The organism is Lacicoccus kunmingensis DSM 17847, from assembly GCF_059568765.1.
This window is the reverse complement of the sequence record NZ_JCANUC010000008.1, coordinates 65441-81817: the sequence shown is the minus strand read 5'-3', so window position 1 is coordinate 81817 and position 16377 is coordinate 65441. Positions and strand designations below refer to the sequence as shown.

At 42.6% G+C, this 16377-nt stretch carries 18 protein-coding genes; 4 read left to right on the top strand and 14 right to left on the bottom strand.

The window, feature by feature from the left end; genetic code table 11:
* Positions 1–15: 15 nt before the first annotated feature.
* The 14 genes from BO48_RS09450 to rpmH all read right to left on the bottom strand — a co-directional run bounded on the left by BO48_RS09450 (position 16) and on the right by rpmH (position 11744).
* Complete coding sequence (locus BO48_RS09450; protein WP_496367197.1) at positions 16–687, bottom strand: YqeB family protein; 672 nt, start codon at positions 685–687, stop codon at positions 16–18.
* Positions 684–1349 carry a TetR/AcrR family transcriptional regulator gene (locus BO48_RS09445; RefSeq protein ID WP_496367196.1) on the bottom strand — a complete coding sequence of 222 codons (666 nt, stop codon included), beginning with the start codon at positions 1347–1349 and terminating at the stop codon, positions 684–686. The genes BO48_RS09450 and BO48_RS09445 overlap by 4 nt, the downstream gene beginning before the upstream one ends.
* A 72-nt stretch (positions 1350–1421) precedes the next feature.
* On the bottom strand, positions 1422–2522 hold the full coding sequence (ychF, locus tag BO48_RS09440) for a redox-regulated ATPase YchF (RefSeq protein ID WP_496367195.1): 1101 nt from the start codon (positions 2520–2522) through the stop codon (positions 1422–1424).
* A gap of 12 nt (positions 2523–2534) precedes the next feature.
* The gene (locus BO48_RS09435; protein WP_052255227.1) at positions 2535–2732 is read right to left on the bottom strand and encodes a DUF951 domain-containing protein; all 198 of its coding nucleotides are present in this window, start codon (positions 2730–2732) and stop codon (positions 2535–2537) included.
* A complete protein-coding gene (locus BO48_RS09430) occupies positions 2732–3682 on the bottom strand; it encodes a mechanosensitive ion channel family protein (RefSeq protein WP_496367194.1) in 951 nt (316 codons plus the stop codon). Before BO48_RS09430 ends, BO48_RS09435 begins: the two co-directional genes overlap by 1 nt.
* A gap of 11 nt (positions 3683–3693) precedes the next feature.
* On the bottom strand, positions 3694–4497 hold the full coding sequence (locus BO48_RS09425) for a ParB/RepB/Spo0J family partition protein (RefSeq protein ID WP_052255783.1): 804 nt from the start codon (positions 4495–4497) through the stop codon (positions 3694–3696).
* Positions 4498–4519: 22 nt separating this feature from the next.
* On the bottom strand, positions 4520–5281 hold the full coding sequence (locus BO48_RS09420) for a ParA family protein (protein ID WP_052255229.1): 762 nt from the start codon (positions 5279–5281) through the stop codon (positions 4520–4522).
* Positions 5282–5382: 101 nt separating this feature from the next.
* The gene (locus BO48_RS09415; protein WP_496367193.1) at positions 5383–6198 is read right to left on the bottom strand and encodes a ParB/RepB/Spo0J family partition protein; all 816 of its coding nucleotides are present in this window, start codon (positions 6196–6198) and stop codon (positions 5383–5385) included.
* Positions 6199–6218: 20 nt separating this feature from the next.
* The gene (gene rsmG / locus BO48_RS09410) at positions 6219–6932 is read right to left on the bottom strand and encodes a 16S rRNA (guanine(527)-N(7))-methyltransferase RsmG (protein WP_496367192.1); all 714 of its coding nucleotides are present in this window, start codon (positions 6930–6932) and stop codon (positions 6219–6221) included.
* Positions 6929–8809 (bottom strand): tRNA uridine-5-carboxymethylaminomethyl(34) synthesis enzyme MnmG, encoded by a 1881-nt coding sequence (gene mnmG, locus BO48_RS09405; protein WP_052255232.1) that lies wholly within the window; start codon positions 8807–8809, stop codon positions 6929–6931. Before mnmG ends, rsmG begins: the two co-directional genes overlap by 4 nt.
* Before the next feature lie 16 nt (positions 8810–8825).
* On the bottom strand, positions 8826–10202 hold the full coding sequence (mnmE, locus tag BO48_RS09400; RefSeq protein WP_496367191.1) for a tRNA uridine-5-carboxymethylaminomethyl(34) synthesis GTPase MnmE: 1377 nt from the start codon (positions 10200–10202) through the stop codon (positions 8826–8828).
* A gap of 15 nt (positions 10203–10217) precedes the next feature.
* On the bottom strand, positions 10218–11138 hold the full coding sequence (jag, locus tag BO48_RS09395; protein WP_496367190.1) for an RNA-binding cell elongation regulator Jag/EloR: 921 nt from the start codon (positions 11136–11138) through the stop codon (positions 10218–10220).
* A gap of 16 nt (positions 11139–11154) precedes the next feature.
* Positions 11155–11490 carry a ribonuclease P protein component gene (gene rnpA, locus BO48_RS09390; RefSeq protein ID WP_176754079.1) on the bottom strand — a complete coding sequence of 112 codons (336 nt, stop codon included), beginning with the start codon at positions 11488–11490 and terminating at the stop codon, positions 11155–11157.
* 116 nt (positions 11491–11606) lie between these two features.
* Positions 11607–11744, bottom strand: coding sequence for a 50S ribosomal protein L34 (gene rpmH, locus BO48_RS09385; RefSeq protein ID WP_082238368.1), 138 nt, complete (start codon positions 11742–11744; stop codon positions 11607–11609).
* 448 nt (positions 11745–12192) lie between these two features.
* On the opposite strand from rpmH, the gene dnaA reads away from it, so the two are divergent.
* The 4 genes from dnaA to recF all read left to right on the top strand — a co-directional run bounded on the left by dnaA (position 12193) and on the right by recF (position 16370).
* Complete coding sequence (gene dnaA / locus BO48_RS09380; protein ID WP_496367189.1) at positions 12193–13527, top strand: chromosomal replication initiator protein DnaA; 1335 nt, start codon at positions 12193–12195, stop codon at positions 13525–13527.
* A gap of 185 nt (positions 13528–13712) precedes the next feature.
* Positions 13713–14849, top strand: coding sequence for a DNA polymerase III subunit beta (gene dnaN / locus BO48_RS09375; RefSeq protein WP_496367241.1), 1137 nt, complete (start codon positions 13713–13715; stop codon positions 14847–14849).
* 211 nt (positions 14850–15060) lie between these two features.
* A complete protein-coding gene (gene yaaA, locus BO48_RS09370; RefSeq protein ID WP_052255238.1) occupies positions 15061–15276 on the top strand; it encodes a S4 domain-containing protein YaaA in 216 nt (71 codons plus the stop codon).
* The gene (gene recF / locus BO48_RS09365) at positions 15273–16370 is read left to right on the top strand and encodes a DNA replication/repair protein RecF (RefSeq protein WP_052255239.1); all 1098 of its coding nucleotides are present in this window, start codon (positions 15273–15275) and stop codon (positions 16368–16370) included. The genes yaaA and recF overlap by 4 nt, the downstream gene beginning before the upstream one ends.
* Positions 16371–16377 lie beyond the last annotated feature (7 nt).

Sequence of the window (16377 nt, the reverse complement as noted above, 5' to 3'; positions counted from 1 at the left end):
ATTAAAACTCCTGACTTAATGAATGACCAGCCGGATAAACTGGGCGTTATTGCAATCTTTGACAATGACACCGAGTTCCATCAGATCGTGTCTGAGATCTTTCACTTTATTTTCATCGTCATCCCTTTTGGCCAGTCTTCTTTCATAAAGAATCGTGTTTGCCGTCTCACTTAATTCATCGTGACCGGCAGTCCATTTGAAAAACTCATTGATATACGGATCTTCACTGACCCACGGATAATGGAATTTTTGGAATGCATTTTGAAGTTTCTCAGTTGAATAATCTGTGTCCTGTCTTAAAATCTCAAACCCGTCATGACCGATGATAACAAGCTTTTTTCCTTCTTTGAAAACACACTGGATATCCGACTTCTGTATTTCAGATTTTTTATCAAAAATATCCACAACTACGTAATCGCGAGTGACTTCCATCTTCAAAATCTCTGTGTAAATAAAGACCGATAAAAAGACACCTGATATAAACCCGACTGCTCCAAGTCCGCGGTTCAGCCAGCTGCTTTCGATACCTGTAATGAAATTGATCAGCTGATTATCAGACAGAAAAGGGATCATTTCAATCCAATGGACGACAGATGGGAGGTAATAGAATATGACCGCCATTAAAATTGGAATGATGACAATGAGCGTTTTCTCAAAACCATTCAGCCCCAGCTTTTCACTATTCATTGTGTCCGCCTCCTTATACATAAGTAATCTTTCACCATTTTGAACAGTTCTTCGCCATATCTTTCACTTTCCGTATCGTTTTCCGGAGCAAAAATCATTTCATCAATCGCGCCGTTAATAATTCTTGTTAAAATTTTAACGTCGACATTTGATTTGAACTGCTGTGTTTCAATACCTTCTTCAATGATTGAATTCAATATTAAATAAACACCATCAGGCTCATCATCATCCATCAGATAAAATGCTTTGTTATCTTCTGTCCTCGCGTTGAATATGATTTCTATCATCGCGATGTTCTCTTTTCTGAATTTTCTTTGGTAATTCAGGGATGCATTGATATATTCCTCTATTCTTTCAATAACTGGTTTATCTTCTGAAAGGGACTGTTGAATATGTTCAATTTTGTGAATAAAAATATGCTCAAGCAGTGCGAATAACAATATATTTTTAGATTTGAAATGATAGGATACTAGACTCGGGTTGATCTCCGCCCGCTTTGCGATATTTTTAAAAGTCATATTTTCATAGCCTGATTCAGCCAGTTCTTCGATACAGGCATTAATGATCTGCTCTTTTCTCTGTTCCTGGATAAATGACAACGCGTTCACCTCTTTTGAATATTCATTCAATATTTTAAATGAACGTTCAAATAATGTCAACAAAGGGTTACTATTTCAACATTTTGCACAAAAAAAGTGCCATCCGACGAATCGGATGACACTTTAATCTTTGATCTATACGTTAAACCTGAAATGAACGACGTCTCCGTCTTTCATAAAATATTCTTTACCTTCCAGACGGACTTTGCCCGCTTCTTTTGCTTTGAGTTCGCTGCCCGCTTCGACAAGATCGTCATAGGCAACCGTCTCTGCACGGATGAATCCTTTTTGGAAATCGGTATGGATGATGCCGGCACATTCAGGTGCCGTCATACCTTTTTTAAACGTCCATGCACGGACTTCCTGTACGCCTGCAGTGAAGTATGTTGCAAGGCCGAGCAGATTGTATGAGGCACGGATGAGTTTATCGAGGCCGGACTCTTCAAGGCCGAGCTCTTCCAAAAACATTTCCGTTTCATCGTCATCAAGTGCAGCAATCTCTTCTTCGACTTTTGCAGAAATGACAATGACTTCAGAACCTTCATTTTCAGCATATTCCTTGATTGCTGTCAGATGTTCATTCGCAGACAGATCCATCAAATCATCTTCTGCTACATTGGCCACATATAACATCGGTTTTCCAGTCAGCATGTGGAAGTGTTTCACTGCGTCCTGCTCTTCTTTTGAAAATTCAAGTGCACGGACCGGCAGGCCTTCTTCCAGTCCTTCTTTGATGCGTGTCAAAACGGCATATTCCGCCATCGCTTCCTTATCTTTCTGTTTTGTCATCTTTTCCACTCTCGGCAGTCGCTTTTCAACACTTTCAAGGTCTGCCAGAATCAATTCCATATTAATGACTTCAATATCTTCAATCGGATTCACATTGCCTGAAACGTGCGTTACGTTGTCATCATCGAACGCACGGACGACCTGCGTAATTGCATCCACTTCACGGATGTTTGCAAGGAATTTATTCCCCAGCCCTTCACCTTTTGAAGCACCTTTTACAATACCCGCGATATCCGTGAACTCGAACGCTGTCGGGATGGTCTTTTTAGGTTCGACCAGTTCTGTCAGTTTGTTCAGACGCTCGTCAGGCACTTCAACGATGCCGACGTTCGGGTCAATCGTTGCGAACGGATAGTTTGCAGCAACTGCACCTGCTTTTGTGATTGCATTAAATAAAGTGGATTTACCGACGTTTGGTAAGCCAACAATTCCTGCTGTTAAAGCCATGTTATTTCTCCTTTAATTACCATTAGATTTTTTTACGATGCGCTTCATGCGCTTTTCAAAATCCCGTCGCGCCATCATGATTGTGCGTGCGCATTCGGTACATTTTATTTTAATATCCGCCCCCATGCGGGTGATCTGGAAATTACTGCTGCCGCATGGATGCTGTTTTTTCATTTCAACTATATCATTTAAATCATATTCTTTTTTCATCATTCTTCACCTTTTCTCACTGATTCGTCAAAATCCTGAATATCCATTGACGGGACGGAAATATATACGCCGTTTTCAGCAAGGTGATTCTTGATTGCTTTTCTGTTGCGTCTTGTCGCACCGAAATGTTCCATCGGTTGTGTAATCAGCATCACTCTCATGATTGCTTCACCGTTCACGATATCGTTAAGCCCCAGAACCTGCGGTTTCTCGACAAGTGAATCATCCGCATCCATCGCTGTTTCAGCATAACTGTTCAACAGATCCTCCACATGGTCCAGATCTTCTGTCAGTGACAGATTGATATCAAGGAATGAGATTGAATTGTATTTGGAAAAGTTGATTACTTCATTGATTGTACCATTCGGGATGATGAACAATTCGCCTTCATACCCCTGGATTTTTGAAATACGCAGTCCCATGGAAAGGACTTCACCTTCTGCAACTGTCGTGCCGGATGTATTGATCCGTACAAAATCACCAGTATCAAACTGGTTTTCCAGTAAAATAAAGAACCCGGTCAACATGTCTTTGACTAAGCTTTGTGCACCGAAACCGATGGCCAGACCAACGACACCGGCACCGGCAAGTAATGTCGCAACAGGGACGCCAAATGTTTCCAGCACCATGACGAACACGACGAACCAGATGAAGATGCTCACTGCATTCTGCAGTACATTGATCAGTGTTTTATTACGCTTGGCATTGCCCGGTTTTGGATTTTTACCTTTCAACTTTGCCTTTGATTTGAACGTAAAATAATTTTCAATGATGCGGTTCAATACTTTAACGATAATTCCCGCTACAATGATTAAAGCTACCGCGAATAATACATCTGTTCCTATACCGATCCATAAATCCGGATCTTTCAGTTCAGCAACAAGGGTCTCTATGAGCCCCAAAGTTTCTTCCACGTCGTTTCCAGTATTGAATAAGTTCGATAAACCCAATTTTAAGCCTCCTATGATTCTTCAAATAATTTCATCAATCGGTTGAATTCTTCTTCATTTTTAAATTCGAATGAAATCAGCCCTTTATTACGGGTCTTTTTTATTTCTACGGCTGTGCCGAATCTCTCTTTTAAATTACCTTCATGTTTAAGCAGGAAGTTCGGTTTTTCCTTCGGTGCCTTCTTTTTCGGCAACCGCATACTTCTCACATACTGTTCGAGTGCACGTACGCTCATACTTTCAGACACAGCTTTCTTTGCCGCTTCTTCCTGTGCAATCGGGTCTTTCAGACTGAGCAGCGTGCGCCCGTGTGCACCGGACAATTTCTTTTCATTGATCAGTTTTTTAACTGCATTCGGCAGATTGAGTATGCGCAGCATATTTGCGATGTACGGTCTTGACTTACCGAGTCTTTCAGCCACTTCTGACTGTGTCAGTTCCCGTTTTTCCATCAGCTGCCTGTAGCTCATCGCTTCTTCCAGCGGATTCAGATCCTCGCGCTGAAGGTTCTCGATGATGGCAAGTTCCATCATATCATCGTCCGACAGCTCTTTGACGATTGCCGGAATCGTTTTTCTGCCGGCAATTTTCGAGGCACGGAAACGTCTTTCTCCGACAACGATATCATATCCTTTAACCGATTTTCTTAAAATGATCGGCTGCAGTACACCATGTGTGCCGATGGAGTCCGCTAGTTCCTCCAGTTTCTCAGGATTGAATTCCACTCTTGGCTGATATGGATTTTTACGGATTTCCGACAGACTGACGTCGGTCACCGATTCTTCTTCGACACTTGTATTGAACAAGGCATCCAGACCTTTGCCGAGACGTTTTTTATTACTTGTCACGTGCAATCACCTCTTTGGCCAGCTTCGAATAGTTTTCGGCCCCCTGTGATTTCGGATCGTAGACGGTGATCGGCTGACCGTAACTCGGCGCCTCACCCAATCGGATGTTTCTCAAAATCACCGTATCATACACCTGGTCTTTGAAATGGGCTCTCACTTCTTCTGAAACTTGAGAACCGAGGTTCGTGCGGGCATCGAGCATTGTAAGCAGCACACCTTCAATGACGAGACCGGTATTCAGATGGCGTTTTACGAGATCGATCGTATTGATCAGCTGGCTCAGTCCCTCCAGTGCATAATATTCAGCCTGCACGGGGATGAGTATGCCGTCTGCTGCGGTAAATGCATTGATCGTCAGCAGGCTGAGTGACGGCGGACAGTCGATAATGCAGTAATCATAGCTTTTGGATAATTTCTCAAATGCCTTCTTTAATCTGAGTTCCCTGCTCATCGCGGAAACCAGCTCGATTTCGGCGCCGGCAAGTGAAATATTCGCCGGGATGATATCCAGGTTCATATTGGATGTTTCATGGACCACATCATTGATATTTTCATCATCAATCAGTATGTCATATATCGATTTTTCCAAATCACTCTTTTCGATTCCGAGTCCGCTCGTCGCATTCCCCTGCGGATCGATATCGACCAGCAGCACCTTTTTCCCGTACTCCGTTAAGGAAGCACTCAAATTCACTGCGGTTGTCGTTTTTCCTACGCCGCCTTTTTGGTTGGCAATGGCAAAAGTCTTCATGAAGATTCGCTCCTTACTTAAAAATCACATAAATATATTATATCAATCAGATTGACAAAAGTAACACAAAATATGAAAGCACCCAACGGTAGTTGAGTGCATTATTTATAGATCTTTATCGATACTTCGACATAGTCCTCATTATCTGTACTGTTAAAAGCGAGCGAATGTCCTTTGCCTTTAAGCTTTTCCACCTGGCTCGTCAGATCATTGACGACAAACGAAACTTCATTGTTGAAGTTTATCTGCTCGGTACTTTTATCGGAACACCTTTTGACGAGCTGCTCCGTATCTTTGACCGTCAGTTTTTTATCCTTGATATCCGTCAGTACTTCGCCCTGGTCACTATCTTCCAGACTCAATAAACTTCTTGCATGCCTTTCGGTGATTTCACCTGAACCCAGCGCCTCGATGACGCTGTCTGAAAGCTTCAAAAGCCTCAGTTTGTTCGCAATGAAAGACTGAGATTTACCAAGATTCAGAGCAAGATCCTTCTGTGTGATGTCTTCCATTTCAAGCAGCTTCTGGTATGCACGCGCCTCTTCTATGCTGGACAGATTTTCACGCTGAATATTTTCTATCAATGCCACCGCTGCGGTTTCCTGGTCCGTCAAATAACGCACCAGCGCTTCAGTCTCTTCAAAGTTTAAAAGCTTCATCGCCCGGAAACGTCTTTCTCCGGCGATGATTTCATACATGCCTTCTTCTATCGGACGGACGGTGATCGGCTGAAGCAGACCGTGTTCCTGAATGGAATCACCAAGTTCACGTATCCGTTCATGATTGAACACGGTTCTTGGCTGATAACGGTTGGGAACAATATTTTCAAGCGGCAGCTTCTGAAGGCTCTCCGTATCCGGCTTGGCCTCACTGCTCTTATCTATCAGATTGAATAATTTTGAAAATGGTTTTTTCAACGTTCCACCGTCCTCTCAGTTTATTTTAATGGTGATTTGTTTGGTGTGCCCGGCTTTCTCGGATATTTCTTTGGTGTTTTATGCACTTTTTCAATTTCCAGTATATACCGCTCACTGTCTTCTTCGGGCAAAGTGAACTGATGTGTTTCCAGTATTTTTCCGCCGAGAAGATCGAGTGCAAACGTGCTGTCTTCAAGTTCCTCAAGACCTCTTTTGCCTTTCAGGACGATGAACTTCCCGTCTGTACGGACGAGCGGCAGACACAGTTCCAGTAAAGTGTTCAAATTGGCAACAGCCCTCGCTGTCACCATATCAAACATGTGCCTTGCCGTGTGGCGCCCGAAATTCTCTGCCCGGTCATGCACGAGGTGCATATCGCCGAGCGACAGTTCCGCTGTCAGTTCATTCAGGAAGTTGATCCGTTTATTCAGCGAATCAACAATCGTCACTTTAATATCCGGTCTGACAATCTTCATAGGAATACTCGGAAATCCTGCGCCCGCACCGACATCGCACAGACGCGTCCCTTCAGGAATGTCCGTATAAAATAACGGTGTCAATGAATCATAAAAATGCTTCAAATAAACTTCTTCTTTGTTCGTGACCGCTGTCAGGTTAATTTTTTCATTCCAGTGAATCAGCATCTCGTAGTACTTGTCGAACTGGCTGATCTGTTCTTCGGTCAGTTCTATGCCACGTCCTTTAAGTGCGTCTATGAATTGTTGTGGGTTCATGCTTCTACTCTTTTCACATTGCCCTGTTCAATATAAACAAGGAGTATTGAGATATCCGCCGGATTAACACCTGAAATCCTTGAAGCCTGGGCGATATCCAGAGGTTTCACTTTCTTCAGTTTATCGCGTGCTTCTGTTGCGAGTGAATGAATCGCATCGTAATCGATGTCTTCAGGTATTTTCTTTTTCTCCATGCGTCTCATCTTATCCACTTGGATCAATGATTTTTTAATATAGCCATCGTATTTCGTCTGTATTTCAATCTGCTCATATTCAAGCTTGGAAAGCTGTACTTCTTCATCCAGAATTTCAAGAATGGACATGTAGTCCATCTCCGGACGTCTGAGAAGATCAAGCGCAAGTATACCATCTTTCAATGGTGTGCCGCCGCGTTCTTTGATGACGCTTTGAGTATGTTCATTCGGCTTGATGCGTATTTTTGACAGACGGTCGATTTCAACATTGACGTTGTCTCTCTTCCGGTTGAATCTGTCATAGCGTTCTTCAGAGATCAGGCCGTTTTCGTAACCGATATCCGTCAGTCTCATATCCGCATTGTCATGTCGGAGCAACAGGCGGTGCTCGGCTCGGGACGTCAGCAGTCGGTACGGTTCATTCGTTCCTTTTGTGATCAGGTCGTCGATCAGTACACCGATATATGCATCTGCGCGGCTTAAGATCAGCGGCTCCATACCGAGTATTTTATTTGCAGCGTTAATTCCTGCGACGATACCCTGTCCTGCCGCTTCTTCATAACCGCTCGTACCATTGATCTGGCCAGCGGTAAATAAATTCTCGATCTTTTTGGTTTCAAGTGTCGGCCAAAGCTGTGTCGGATCCAGTGCGTCATATTCGATCGCATAGCCCGCACGCATCATACGTGCGTTTTCAAGCCCCGGTATTGATGACAGCATTTCACGCTGGACATCTTCCGGCAGGCTTGTTGACAGACCCTGTACATAGACTTCTTTCGTGCCGCGTCCTTCCGGTTCAAGGAAAATCTGATGGCGCGGCTTATCGTTGAAACGTACAATTTTATCTTCGATTGACGGGCAGTATCTTGGACCCGTACCCATCTTCATACCCGAATACATCGGGGACAGATGAAGGTTTTCATTGATGATTTCATGTGTGTGATTTGAAGTATATGTCAGCCAGCAAGGCAGCTGATCCATTATAAAATCAGTCGTTTCGTAACTGAAGGCACGCGGAACATCATCACCCGGCTGTATTTCAGTTTTTGAATAGTCGATGGAATCCGAGTTGACACGCGGCGGTGTACCCGTCTTGAATCTGACGATATCAAAGCCGAGATCTCTGATCTGATCGGCTAAAGCGATCGACGGCATCTGATGGTTCGGGCCGCTTGAATATTTCAGCGGGCCGAGTACGATTTCACCGCGTAAAAATGTGCCGGTCGTTATAATGACTGATTTCGCATTATAGACGACACCGATATTCGTTTTGACACCTTTGACTTCGTTATCTTCAATGATCAGTTCATCCACCATGCCCTGTAATATATCCAGGTTTTCTTCCTGTTCCAATATGCTCTTCATTTCCTGCTGGTAAAGCACTTTATCCGACTGTGCACGAAGTGCACGGACCGCAGGGCCTTTACCTGTGTTCAACATACGCATCTGGATATGTGTTTTATCCGTCACTTTGGCCATTTCACCGCCTAGTGCGTCCACTTCGCGGACGACGATACCTTTGGCGGGGCCGCCGACTGACGGGTTGCACGGCATGAATGCGATATTATCCAGATTGATTGTCAGCATCAGTGTTTTCAACCCTTTACGGCTTGCAGCAAGTCCCGCTTCGACACCTGCATGCCCGGCACCGATGACAACAACATCATAATTTTGTGCGTTCATAATTTTCCTCCTATTATTATTTTCCTAGACAGAACTGGCTGAACAGTTGATCGATGAGCTGTTCGCTCACATCTTCCCCGATGACTTCACCGAGCAGTTCCCATGTTTTCACTAAATCGATCTGTACGATATCGATCGGTACATCCATATGTGCGGATTCGATCGCATCGCTGATTGCACTGTTTGACTGTTCCAATAAGCTGATATGGCGGTTGTTTGAAAGGTACGTCGAGTCGGCGCTTGAAACCTGGCCGCCGAAAAACAGCTCGGCGATTCTGTCTTCCAGATCATCGACACCTTTGCCTTCCCTAATCGATGTTTTGACGATCGGGAAATCGTACCGGTTTTCAAGTTCCGCAACATCCAGCTCACTGTCGAGATCCAGTTTGTTGATGATCACAATAACGTTCTCATCTCTGACTGAATCCAGAAGTTCCATATCTTCTGATGTCAGCGGCTCATTATTGCTGAGCACATACAAAATCAGTTCCGCCTCGGTCAGCGCCTGACGGCTTCTTTCCACACCGATCTTCTCAACGATATCATCCGTATCCCGGATGCCGGCAGTATCCACCAGTTTCAGAGGTATGCCGTTGACGTTGACATATTCCTCTAAAATATCGCGGGTCGTTCCCGCGACTTCGGTGACGATCGCTTTATTATCCTGAATCAGGTAGTTGAGCAGCGAGCTTTTACCCACATTCGGTTTACCGACGATTACGGTGCTTAAACCTTCCCGCATAATCCGGCCCTGGCGGCTCGACTTGAGTAGTTTTTCTATTTCTGTTTTTACTTTTTCTGCTTCTTCCAATAAAAGTTCCGTCGTCGCTTCTTCAACATCATCATATTCCGGATAATCGATGTTGACCTCGACCTGTGCGAGAATATTCAGGATGCTCTGTCTTAAACTTTCTATATATACTTTCAGACGCCCCTGCATCTGGCCGCTTGCGACTTTGGATGCTTCATCCGTTTTCGAACGGATGAAATCCATGACGCCTTCTGCCTGTGACAGGTCTATGCGTCCGTTTAAAAATGCGCGTTTTGTAAATTCCCCCGGCTCTGCCATGCGTGCGCCGTGTTTTAAAGTCAATTGCAAAATTCGATTGATAGTGTTGATTCCACCATGACAATTAATTTCTACAATATCTTCACGTGTATAAGTCTTCGGTGCACGCATCACAGCCGCCATCACTTCTTCTACTACTTCATCTGTATCCGGATCAATGATATGCCCGTAGTTAATCGTGTGGGTATCCACTTCATCGAGCGTTTTTTTGCCACGATATAACTTACCTGCAATCTCTAAAGCATCAATACCGGATAATCGCACAATGGCAATTGCCCCTTCTCCGACTGGAGTGGAGATACTGGAAATTGTTTCTAATTGCATGATGGTATAACTCCTTTATTTCTTTTCAATGACGAGATAACGGTTCGGCTCGTTCCCTTCAGAATGTGTACTGATATTTTCCAAATCACTTAACACATTATGCATGATTTTTCTCTCAAATGAAGGCATCGGCTCAAGTTTTACCGGCTGTTCCGTCCTTAGTGCTTTTTTCGACATATTTACCGCCAGATTTTCAAGTGTCTGACGGCGTTTTTCACGATAATTTTCTATATCCAGTACGATGACACCGTAACTTCTGTATATGGTATTCAAATAGTTCTGGCCGATTTCCTGAAGTGCATTCAAAGTCTGGCCGCGCTTGCCGATCAGTTTGGCGGCAAGTCCGGATTCGAGTTCGATGTGTCCCGTATTATTATCCACTTCATAAGTGACAGTATTATCAATATTCATACCTTCAATGACGTTATGGAGATAATCCGCCGTTTCGGAAATTGCCGCGTCAAATGTAAATTCGTCTTCCGGCTTCCCACTTGTGTCTTCAACCGGCTCTTTTGCTGCAGCCGGTTTTTCTGTTGTGACCGCTGCTTCTTCTGCAGGTGCCGCTTCCTGTGTCTTTGTTTCATCTATCGTTTCAGTGTCGTTATGTGTCTCTGTTTCTTCTTTTGGTTCTTCTGTTTCTTCTTTTGGTTCTTCTGTTTCTTCTTCTGCATTTCTTTCTTCAAGTACTTCATCGACCATCGATTTTTCCTCGCCCGGGTGATCGCGGTTGATTAATGCATCGATTGTGTCATAACTTTTCAATTCCGGATTAATAACAGTGAGCGTTACTTCTGCATCTTTTTTGCCCAGCCCTAAAAAGCCTTTAGAGCCGCCTTCAATAACATCAATTTTAATATCTTCTTCTGCTACTTTCAGCTCTTCGAGTCCGAGTGCAATTGCCTGATCTACAGTTTCTGCTTTGTAATTTTTGTACATTTAAAGTACCTCCGCGTTATTTTATACATTTTGCTATTTTTAACACGTGTAATAATGACTTTTCAATCTGATGATAATCCATGCTGCTGACCGGGTTTCTCGCTATTACAATATATTCATGCGGTTTTAAGCTGTCTTTATGCTGCTGAAAAAATGCTCTGATGCGGCGTTTGATCTTATTGCGCATCACTGCGTTGCCCAGCCGTTTGGATACACTGACGCCCAGCCTTAAATGTGTAATATCGGGATGGTCACTCAAATAAACTACAAACTGCCTGTTGGCATATGATTTTCCTTTTTTGAAAACAAGCTTGAAATCCTGCTCTTTTTTTATCCTAAATCGCTTTTTCATCATTATTACGCTCTTTCACAGTATGATATATTATTATAACAAAATTTACACTAATCTAAAATTATCTACTTTAAACCACAAAAAAAGATCACCTATTCATAGATGATCTCGAATTATTATGCAGAAAGTACTTTTCTTCCTCTTCTTCTACGGCGCGCTAGAATCTTGCGGCCATTAGGTGTGCTCATTCTTTTACGAAATCCGTGCACTTTGCTGTGTTTACGTTTATTTGGTTGGTAAGTACGTTTTGTCATATTTAAACACCTCCGTAGACCATTGAATTACTTACATTCATTTTCTTCTCTGTGATTGCAACTATTAAAGGATAACAGAATCACCAACTGATTTCAATAAAATTTGTAATGTTTTTATAGCAAAAAATGTGGATTATTAAGAAACTGTGGATAACTTTTGTGCGAAAATAAGTTATTCACATGTTAATTCATCTCTTTTCCTGATTATTCACAGCTGTTAATTCAAAAATTGTGGATAATTGTGAGTTCTGTGTATAACTTTTAAAGAATTGCGTAACAATCATTGTTTTTTAATGTTAAATACTTTAGAATTTGAATGTATCTCTGTGGAAAAACAGTATTAGCTATGCAGTTATCCACAGACTGTGTGTAACTTGTGGATAGTTTATTCAGTGCTGTGGTTAACTTTATCCACAGCATGTGATTTTTGTGAAGAGAGAGGATATTTATGAGTTCGATTAATGATATTTGGCAAAAAACTTTAGATGCGATCCAATCAGAAATACCGATTACCAGTTTCAAAACGTGGTTCAATGACACGACGATGATCCATCTGGATAATAAAGTCGCAGTCATCAAAGCAGAAACCGAATTCCAGCGTGACTGGCTGGAAAACCATTACAGTGACCTGATCCAAAAAAAGATATATGAGTCCATCGGCGAACAGCCGGCCATCCAAATTACGATTCATGATGAGGTCCAGGATAATAAAAAGCCTGCACCCGAGAGTGAAGTTAAAGATGCTTCCCCGCAGACGCACGTGCCCGCACAATTGAATATGAACAATACTTTCGAAACATTTGTTATCGGCAGCGGCAACCGCTTCAGCCATGCCGCTTCACTCGCAGTGGCTGAAGCGCCGGCAAAAGCTTACAATCCGCTCTTTATTTACGGCGGTGTCGGTCTCGGGAAAACTCATTTAATGCATGCGATCGGCCATTATGTTCTTGAACATAAACCGAATGCTAAAGTGACCTACTTATCAAGTGAAAAATTCACCAATGAATTCATCAACTCCATCCGTGATAATAAAACCGAGGAATTCCGTAATAAATACCGCAATGCAGATGTTTTGCTGATTGATGATATTCAATTTTTAGCAGGTAAGGAATCGACGCAGGAAGAGTTTTTCCATACGTTCAATGCGCTGCATGAAGACAATAAGCAGATTGTCATCTCCAGCGACCGCACACCTAAAGAGATCCCGACGCTCGAGGATCGTCTGCGCTCGCGTTTCGAATGGGGCCTGATTACGGATATCACGCCGCCGGACCTGGAAACGAGAATCGCAATCTTAAGGAAGAAATGTGAAGAGGAAAATGTTGAGATTCCGAATGAAGCCATGATCTATATTGCAAGCAACATTCAGACGAACATTCGTGAACTTGAAGGGGCACTGACACGGGTTGCAGCATATTCCAAGCTGTCCAACCAGCCGATGACTTCCGATACGGTGGCCGAAGCGCTGAAAGATATCGTTTCACAGAAGAAACCGAAAAAAATAACCATTCAGGACATCCAGGAAATCGTTGCTTCGTACTACGGCGTGCAGATTGAAGAATTCGCATCGAAAAAGCGGACGAAATCAATCGCATTTCCAAGGCACGTCGCCATGTACTTATCCCGTGAACTGACGGATAACTCCCTGCCTAAAATCGGAGAGGTTTTCGGCGGCCGGGACCATACGACAGTCATTCACGCGCATGAGAAAATCTCCAAACTCGTAACCGAAGATGCGCTGTTCAAAGATGAACTGGAAGAGATAGAGAAAAAACTCAATTAATCGCTCCAAATCTGATAAAATAATTAATGTGTACAGTGTGGATAAATGATACACTTGGCCTAACAGTTTATACACATGTGGATAAGTAGAGACCATTGTGCTTAATCGAGTTATCCACATATTCACAGTGCTTATTACTATTATTACTATCTTTTTATAATTTATTAATATATAAGGAGTTATGAATCATGAAAATAAACATCAATCGTCAATATTTCATTGAACAATTAAATCATTGCTTAAAAGCAATTTCTCCAAGAACGACTTTACCTATTTTGAACGGTATTAAAATTGATGTAAAAGATGACCATATGATTTTAACCGGCAGTGATTCAGAAATTTCTATTGAAATCACAATACCTGTTGAAGTGGATAACGAAGAAGTTTTGGAAATTCATGAAGCAGGCGCAGTCGTACTATCAGGACGCTTCTTTGTGGACATCATCAAAAAGCTTTCAGGTGACTTTGTTCAATTGGAAACGAATGATGTATTCCAGACTAAAATCACAGCATCAAAATCAGAATTCAACTTAAGCGGGAATAATCCTGACCAGTATCCTTTACTACCGGACGTCAGTGACGAGGAAAGCCTCGTAATTTCTGCTTCGGTATTAAAAAATGTCATCAACCAGACGAACTTTGCAGTATCTTTATCAGAAACAAGACCAGTCCTGACGGGTGTGCACTGGCAGTTTGACAACGACGAGATCACGTTTACTGCAACCGACTCACACAGACTCGCACTCCGCCGTCTGACAGGTGAGCAGTTCAATAATGACAACAGTGACGCGATCATCCCAGGGAAATCACTTACAGAACTGAATAAAATCATCAATGATACCGATGAAGAAGTCGAGCTGCATCTGTCACAGAACCAGGTGCTGTTCAGCTATGGCAATATGCGCTTTATTTCAAGACTGCTTGAAGGAAACTATCCGGATACGTCAAGATTGTTCCCGGAAAACTATGAAACGAAAGTGACTGTGAACAATGCTGAGTTCTATCATGCGATCGACCGTGTATCTTTACTTGCACGTGAAGGCGGCAATAACGTCATCCGTATGAGCGTCAACACAGACAGCGTTGAGTTATCATCCAACTCGCCTGAAGTCGGTACGGTGAACGAAGACATCAATACCGGTGAAATCGAAGGTGAAGGATTGAAGATCTCCTTCAACTCCAAATATATGATGGATGCACTGAAAGCCATCAATAACGAAGATGTCACCATCGAATTTTACGGCACGATGCGCCCATTCACTTTAAAATCCAGTGAGTCCGATGAAGTTGTCCAGCTCATCCTGCCGATCAGAACGTATTAATCATCAATTAAAAGCATTAAAAACTGAATAAAATGCAGACTGTCCTCTATTTTTTACGATAAAAACGATGGACAGTCTTTTTTTGATTATCAGTAGGTTGACCCTATTTAGGGTGAAATACGCTATAAAGGCCGATTTTTGGCTTTTTAAATGAAAATTAAAGAAAAATAGTGTATAATATAATAGTGTGAAGTTTTAGGAGGCTGTGTATATGGAAACTAAAATTTTCGGCGATATCATCACTTTGGGCCAATTTTTAAAGCTTGAGGGCATCATTGGAAGCGGTGGCCAGGCAAAGTGGTTTTTAAGTGAAAATGTCGTCTATATAAACGACGAAGTCGAAGATCGACGAGGTAAAAAGCTGCAGCATGGCGATGTGATCAAATCAGATGAATTTGGTCAGTATAAAATAGAGTACAAACAATGATTTTAACAGATATCAGTATCGGCAATTTTAGAAATTATGACTCTCTCGAGCTTGAATTTCATCCAAAGCTCAATATTTTTATCGGTGCAAACGCTCAGGGCAAGACCAATCTGCTTGAGTCCATTTATTTTCTTGCACTCGCTAAAAGTCATCGGACTTCCAAAGACAAGGAGCTCATTCGATTCAACGAAGAAGAAGCTTTTGTAAATGGTCACATCAATACAACTTACAGTACCCTCCCCCTATCGATCAGTATTAACAAAAAGGGAAAAAGAGCAAAAGTGAATCACTTGGAAGTTTCCAAATTGAGTCAGTACATCGGACATCTGAATACCGTTCTATTTGCGCCGGAAGATTTGAATATCGTCAAAGGGTCTCCGCAAATCAGAAGAAAGTTCATCAATATCGAATGTGGACAGATATCAAAGGTCTACCTGAGTGCGCTGAGCAGTTATCAAAAGGTGCTGGCCACTAAAAATCAGTACTTGAAACAGCGCAGTCCGGACAAGATGATGATTGAAGTATTGAATGTCCAGCTTTCTGAATACGCGAGTATCGTGATTTTAAAGCGTGCGGAGTTTATTGAAAAGATAGAGAAATTCGCAGCGGAAATCCATCATGACATATCAAACGGCAGTGAAAATCTGAAAATAAAGTATGCACCGAATATAAAATATGAAAGCAGCATCCAGGAAGAGCTGCAAAAAGAACTCGAACTTTTATTCGAAGAGAACCTGGCAAAAGAAATGGAACGCATGCAGACATTAATCGGACCGCATCGTGATGATATCACTTTCAGTATTAATGATTTTGACGTGCAGACTTACGGTTCACAGGGCCAGCAGAGAACGACGGCCCTCAGTGTGAAACTTGCTGAACTTGAATTGATCAGACAGGAAGTCGGAGAATATCCGGTGCTGCTCCTTGATGATGTATTGAGCGAGCTTGATGAAAACAGGCAGGCACATCTGCTCACATCAATCAGGGACCGTGTCCAGACATTCGTTACAACCACTTCAATCAGTGATATCAACCACGCCATCATGAATGACATGAAGACATTTGCTGTTGAACAAGGTCAAGTTAAAGCTTAATGGAAGG

What these genes read in the sequence shown, in the direction of transcription:
- BO48_RS09420 (WP_052255229.1), bottom strand. Translation starts at nt 5,281, where the DNA reads ATGAAGACTTTTGCCATTGCCAACCAAAAAGGCGGCGTAGGAAAAACG.
- dnaA (WP_496367189.1), top strand. Translation starts at nt 12,193, where the DNA reads ATGAGTTCGATTAATGATATTTGGCAAAAAACTTTAGATGCGATCCAA.
- BO48_RS09450 (WP_496367197.1), bottom strand. Translation starts at nt 687, where the DNA reads ATGAATAGTGAAAAGCTGGGGCTGAATGGTTTTGAGAAAACGCTCATT.
- mnmE (WP_496367191.1), bottom strand. Translation starts at nt 10,202, where the DNA reads ATGCAATTAGAAACAATTTCCAGTATCTCCACTCCAGTCGGAGAAGGG.
- BO48_RS09435 (WP_052255227.1), bottom strand. Translation starts at nt 2,732, where the DNA reads ATGAAAAAAGAATATGATTTAAATGATATAGTTGAAATGAAAAAACAG.
- ychF (WP_496367195.1), bottom strand. Translation starts at nt 2,522, where the DNA reads ATGGCTTTAACAGCAGGAATTGTTGGCTTACCAAACGTCGGTAAATCC.
- recF (WP_052255239.1), top strand. Translation starts at nt 15,273, where the DNA reads ATGATTTTAACAGATATCAGTATCGGCAATTTTAGAAATTATGACTCT.
- rpmH (WP_082238368.1), bottom strand. Translation starts at nt 11,744, where the DNA reads ATGACAAAACGTACTTACCAACCAAATAAACGTAAACACAGCAAAGTG.
- jag (WP_496367190.1), bottom strand. Translation starts at nt 11,138, where the DNA reads ATGTACAAAAATTACAAAGCAGAAACTGTAGATCAGGCAATTGCACTC.
- yaaA (WP_052255238.1), top strand. Translation starts at nt 15,061, where the DNA reads ATGGAAACTAAAATTTTCGGCGATATCATCACTTTGGGCCAATTTTTA.
- mnmG (WP_052255232.1), bottom strand. Translation starts at nt 8,809, where the DNA reads ATGAACGCACAAAATTATGATGTTGTTGTCATCGGTGCCGGGCATGCA.
- rnpA (WP_176754079.1), bottom strand. Translation starts at nt 11,490, where the DNA reads ATGAAAAAGCGATTTAGGATAAAAAAAGAGCAGGATTTCAAGCTTGTT.
- rsmG (WP_496367192.1), bottom strand. Translation starts at nt 6,932, where the DNA reads ATGAACCCACAACAATTCATAGACGCACTTAAAGGACGTGGCATAGAA.